At 37.4% G+C, this 5,184-nt stretch carries 7 protein-coding genes; 5 read left to right on the top strand and 2 right to left on the bottom strand.

Annotated elements, in window-relative coordinates:
* The first annotated feature begins 56 nt into the window (after positions 1 to 56).
* Positions 57 to 479, top strand: coding sequence for a zinc ribbon domain-containing protein (locus tag QVB70_RS06410; RefSeq protein WP_287584577.1), 423 nt, complete (start codon positions 57 to 59; stop codon positions 477 to 479).
* Positions 480 to 545: 66 nt separating this feature from the next.
* On the opposite strand, the gene QVB70_RS06405 is transcribed toward QVB70_RS06410, so the two are convergent.
* Complete coding sequence (locus QVB70_RS06405; RefSeq protein WP_287584575.1) at positions 546 to 1,349, bottom strand: undecaprenyl-diphosphate phosphatase; 804 nt, start codon at positions 1,347 to 1,349, stop codon at positions 546 to 548.
* A 285-nt stretch (positions 1,350 to 1,634) separates the two neighbouring features.
* Here QVB70_RS06405 and QVB70_RS06400 point away from each other — a divergent pair, with 285 nt between their 5' ends.
* From QVB70_RS06400 to QVB70_RS06390, 3 genes are all read left to right on the top strand, one after another.
* Positions 1,635 to 2,288, top strand: a complete 654-nt coding sequence (locus tag QVB70_RS06400) for a DUF47 domain-containing protein (RefSeq protein WP_287584573.1) — start codon at positions 1,635 to 1,637, stop codon at positions 2,286 to 2,288.
* A gap of 124 nt (positions 2,289 to 2,412) precedes the next feature.
* Positions 2,413 to 3,054 (top strand): tRNA-intron lyase, encoded by a 642-nt coding sequence (gene endA / locus QVB70_RS06395; protein ID WP_287584570.1) that lies wholly within the window; start codon positions 2,413 to 2,415, stop codon positions 3,052 to 3,054.
* A 302-nt stretch (positions 3,055 to 3,356) separates the two neighbouring features.
* Positions 3,357 to 3,818, top strand: coding sequence for a hypothetical protein (locus QVB70_RS06390; protein WP_287584566.1), 462 nt, complete (start codon positions 3,357 to 3,359; stop codon positions 3,816 to 3,818).
* A gap of 15 nt (positions 3,819 to 3,833) precedes the next feature.
* Here the strand turns inward: QVB70_RS06390 and QVB70_RS06385 are convergent, their stop codons facing one another.
* On the bottom strand, positions 3,834 to 4,454 hold the full coding sequence (locus QVB70_RS06385) for a CYTH domain-containing protein (protein ID WP_287584564.1): 621 nt from the start codon (positions 4,452 to 4,454) through the stop codon (positions 3,834 to 3,836).
* A 179-nt stretch (positions 4,455 to 4,633) separates the two neighbouring features.
* Between QVB70_RS06385 and QVB70_RS06380 the strand changes: the two genes are divergently transcribed.
* On the top strand, positions 4,634 to 5,184 hold a 551-nt coding region (locus QVB70_RS06380), incomplete at its 3' end, for an acetamidase/formamidase family protein (RefSeq protein WP_287584562.1).

Genomic DNA, 5,184 nt, shown 5'->3' with positions numbered 1-5,184 from the left:
ATATTAAGCAGGATATTAAGCACAAACTGGTGCATTACCTGCAAGAGAACTATGGGGTGGTCTGTTACCAAGATGAGACTGTCAAGGCCTGGCAACGCATATGGGGCAAGAAAATCCTATCAACCGCTATCGGAGGGATCATACGCACACTTGAAACAAAGGTGCATACTCCGATCCAAGTCGATAAGTGGTTTCCTTCCACCAAAACCTGTTCGCGCTGCGGAAATATCCGCGACATAGGACTGGATGAACGAATCTATGTTTGCCCGGTCTGTGGGTTGGTAATGGACCGAGATCATAATTCAAGTGTTAACCTCGAGCACGAAGGATTAACACAGCTGCTACCTACGGGACGTAGGGATGTTAAACCTGTGGAGACTGAATCCTCTACTGTGACATCGCTGGAATACTTAAATGGTATTCCCTATGTCACCGCAAGTTCGGTCGGCGAAGCAGGAAGCCTCATCGCTTTAGCGTGAGGTAGTTCACTCTCAATGTTGGGAATAATGATAGAGCAGAAACTTCCCTTTGAAAAACTCAAAGCGTCAAATTAGCGGCAAAAGTCCTAGAATAACCGCTATTAATCCTATAATAACACAAAAGTAGGCAAAATTGACCTTTTTAGCAATTACTAAAAGAAAATCCATGCTAAGTAAACCAAAGACAAATGCTACACCGATCATTATTATTAATACATAGATGGAAATGCCTGCCAATTTAGGGACGCCTGAAATTAACAAATCGAAGATAAATGCCCCAAGAATCACAGGAACACTCATAAGAAAACTATATTTCAGACAATTTTCTTGCTCAATTTTCCTCCCTAGAAGGGTAGCAACTGTAGTTCCAGAGCGACTTATTCCAGGAAGGATACTAAACCCTTGAATCAATCCTAAAAGAATTATTTCCTGAAGTGTAAGATCTGTAGCAGGTCGATATTCACGGATATTCCTAAAGAAATAAAGGATGATACCTGTAACAATAAGGAATATGCCAATCAAAGCCGAAATGATATCCCCGTAGATTGGGTTAAATAGTTCATTTAGAAGAAGATAAAGTGGAATCGCTGTTACCCCAGTGGCCAAAGTTGCGATAATTAGAAATCTTCTAAGATAACTGAATTCGGCTGTTTTAGAAAATATTACATTAAAATACTCTGAGCGATATTTTAGAAGTGCTGATCCAGCTGTTCCAAGATGTAACCAAATAATTAGTGACAATATTGTTGATAGTTCGGTAATATTGAATACGTGAAGCATAACAAGCGTGATTTGTCCTTCCGAACTAATTGGTAACCATTCTAGCAGCCCTTGTAGTATTGCAATAAGAATAAATTGCAAAAAACTCAAATAAATCACATCTCCCGACCCAAGCCCCTACCCTTTAGGGTGGGGTAATTGACGTTCCTGCTTATTCTTTGGTCTATATAGTAGCAACTGGTTTTTTTGGATATTATAACTGAATTGATGACTAAACTCTTTTATGATTATTCAAATGTAGTTCACCGAAGTTAGTCTTTTTTTGAGTTGTAGAGTTAGGTAAATTAGGTAAATTTTTAAAGTACTTGGCAATAAAGCAGTTAGAATCGTACACCAAAGAGAACTATTTATAGGGATCTGGGGGTAGTTTATCACTTGACATACAATCCAAACGCAGATTATTCTACTAGCGAAAGAAAAGCATTAGATATAATAAATGATCAAATGAGAGAAGTAGTTCTAGCAGTAAAAGAACTACGCGGACTTATAGAAGCTTGGGCAGTGGGTAATACATCAGAAATGGATGAAACTTACAAGAATTTAAATCAACTAGAGACGTCTGCTGACGAAATTAGGATTTCGTTACTTAGTGAAGTTTCCAGAGCAGGACCAGGCCTTTTATTGAAGGAAGACATACTTCGTTTTTTAGTCATAGATAAAATAGTGGATACCGCAGTTGGTGGGGCATTCTATATATCCACCTTAAAGGATTGGCAGATTCCATCAGAGCTTTCAGAAAAAATCCTAGATTTAGTAGATATTTGCATTGCAGCGGTAACACATTTGAAATCCGCCATTTATAATGTCATTTCGAACCCAGAAAACGCACTAAACTTCGCCAGAGAAATTGATATCCTAGAGAAACAAATTGATAAACTCTATAGACCCTTAATAGTTCAGATTACTGAACTAAATGATGATTTATGTATAATTATGGCTCTAAGAGAGCTCGTTCTTAGAATTGATGAAATCGCAGATATTGGATTAGAAATAGCGGATGCTGTAAGAATGCTAGCCCTCACACGTTAAAAAATGAGTGTATCTTTGCAGAATTATAAAGAATTTCGCTTTATGTCTAGCATTTCTTGTATTTTGTTAAGCGAACTATTTTAAACTAGATAAGAACAAAATCACATTTTTAGAGGCGTTTAAAATGAATGAATCCGAGAATCAAATTGACATTCAAAAAGAAGAAGAAGGAGAAGAAGAAGAAGGAGAAGAAGAAGAAGAAGAAGTTATAACAGAAGAGGATCTTGAAGCTGAATTACTTGAAGATAGAATAATTGTTTGGAATCCAAAAGTTGGTTCTTGGTTGTACAAGCATGGATATTATGGAAAGCCGGTTGGAATACGAAAGCCGAAGCATTTCAATTTTACACGACCTCTTGAGTTGTCCTTGCTCGAATCTACTTATCTTTTGTCAATAAATAAATTAAGAATCAAGAGGGCAATTTCCAACAAACCAATATCATATGAAGAGTTAAAAAGAATTGGTGAACTGCATTACGATCGATTTACTGAGAAATTTCTAGTTTATACTGATCTCAGGAAGAAAGGTTATGTTGTGCGACCCGGGCTTAAATTCGGTGCAGATTTTGCAATTTACGAACATGGCCCAGGCATTGACCATTCTCCACTTATTGTCCATGTTTTGTCAAGAGGTGTTGAACTTTCTCCCATTGAACTTGTTCGAGCAGGTCGTCTTGCCACAACAGTTAGGAAAAAATTTACCATTGCAACAGTCCCGCCCGACGGTACGCCTAGATACTTTATGTTTTCATGGTTCAAGCCTTGATGTCAATGTTAATTGTTTTTGAGAAATGATCTAATCGTGAGTGCAATATTTTATTTACGTGCGGTGAAAAATACCATAAGTGTATTAATTTGCAAATCATATTGGTTCCTGACTGATCCACACACATATAAAATATGTTTACTGTGGTGAAAAACATCACAAAAGAAATATAATTTGGTAATGATAATTTCTCTTTAGCAAATTCCATTAATTAATAAACGAGTTTATTAGGTTTATATTGCCACTTGGAATTGCATATGAAACTAATGCGTGTTTAATTATATTCGGCGAGGTTTGAAAAAATGGGTGAATACATAGACGATTTATTTAGTGAGATTCAGACTAGCCCCTCAAAGATGGAAGAGGTGGTTCAGGCAATTAATACCATTCTTGAGAATTTCATTAACGTTGTGTTCAAGGCTGTTGAGAGTCTTAGTAATGAAGTTGCAGGAATTAAATCAGAATTTAGACAATCGCTCAATAATCTGAACACTAAAATGCAATCAATAGAAGGCAGGATGTCGTTAATGAGAACAGCAGGTCCAGCAGCACCAATGGGACCAACATCAACTGGTTTACCACCACCTACGACACCAGGTCCTTCAGAGCCTTTTCTCACTCCCCCTCCTACGGCAGCAGGTCCTGGAGGTCCTGGAGGACCAGAATCCCCACCACCGGTAACTGGAGCTACACTACGCATGCAACTCAACTCAGAGTTAAAAAAAGCCTTTTCAAGAATAAAAGGCGGCGGCGCAGAGGAATAGAATTCCTTTATGAGATCAATTTTCTTTTTTCAATTTCTTAAGTGCAATTTCTACATATGTTGTATCGATACGATCTTTTTCCGAAAATCCAAGCCGTTTTGCATAATTCATCAGATCCTTTTCGAGTTCAATAACACTAATATCTTCAGGTAGTTCACTTTCTAAACTAACCTGTAAGAATGATCCCATAGGGATTTCTTTGTCTTCATGTAATAATGTTACTTTCTCATCGAACTCAATTTCAATTTCACTTTCAGCAATTCTATATCGTGTTCGCACTTTACGAAATGCCACCAGAACTTCATATCCTAATTTTTCTAAAATGGTACGTAAATCTTCTGCTTGATCTACAGGAATATCTATCGAATGATCCTCGCGTAAGTCAGTTTCTCTAGTTGGTCTAGATCCTTTCCAAGTCCATTGGCAGTAACTTAATTCCTGTAATGGTGTATATTCTAATCTAATTCTTAGCCGTTCATCGTTTGTGTACAGTTTTCTTTGTCCGACAACATCGTAGTAATAATCAAATTGTATTACATCTTTTGTTTGCTCAAAACCAAATTTATGAAGTTGTCCCTTTATTTCCTTAATTTTTCCGTTAGCAGCAAGCTTAATCTCGAATTCTTTGAAAGTCATTTTAATCACTTTGTCAAATAATATTGCAGTTTTTCAACTGATTTTTCTAGTATCAAGGTTCTGAAATCAGGATTTCTTTTTTAATGGAGAACGATGACGATATATCTAATAAATATGTATTAAGCACAAGTCTGTATTTGTTTTAAGATGCTAACCAAAGGATTATTTGGAGGTTTTATATGTCTAAAAGAAAGGTTCATCGAGTTTCCATAAATGATGTAGTATTTGCTACGGATAAAAATAATCCACCTGTGCTACATATTTCATCGGGAGACACAGTCATCTTTGAGTGCAAGGACGCATTTAATCAAGGAATACAAAGTTCCACCGATTTACCGACAGATTTGGACTTCGAAAGGGTAAATCCTGCAACGGGTCCCGTTTATATTGAAGGAGCAGAACCTGGTGACACGTTAGAGGTGCATATAGAGAAAATCGAGATGGCGGCTCAAGGAGCCTGTTGCATAGTTCCTGGCTTTGGTTTTCTTGCTCCAGAATTTCCTGATGCATGGACAAAGATAATTCCTATTAAAAACGGTTATGCTGAGTTTGGCAAAGGAATACGAATCCCGATTGATCCCTTTCCAGGAACCTTAGTAGTAGCCCCTCCTGGTGAAGGCGAAGGTACGTTGGTTCCTAAAGATCATGGAGGAAACATGGATACGAAAGCGATTAAAGAAGGAACTGTGCTTTACTTACCTGTTTTCGTTCCTGGGGCGCTATTCGGAGT

Source organism: Candidatus Borrarchaeum sp. (genome assembly GCF_019058535.1).
Lineage (GTDB): Archaea > Asgardarchaeota > Sifarchaeia > Borrarchaeales > Borrarchaeaceae > Borrarchaeum > Borrarchaeum weybense.
Note: the sequence above shows the minus strand (reverse complement) of the source record. Positions and strands in the feature narration are given on the sequence as shown.

Bases quoted from the DNA above. Each gene is read 5' to 3' on its own strand.
- QVB70_RS06385 (WP_287584564.1), bottom strand. From the start codon at position 4,454: ATGACTTTCAAAGAATTCGAGATTAAGCTTGCTGCTAACGGAAAAATT.
- endA (WP_287584570.1), top strand. From the start codon at position 2,413: ATGAATGAATCCGAGAATCAAATTGACATTCAAAAAGAAGAAGAAGGA.
- QVB70_RS06390 (WP_287584566.1), top strand. From the start codon at position 3,357: ATGGGTGAATACATAGACGATTTATTTAGTGAGATTCAGACTAGCCCC.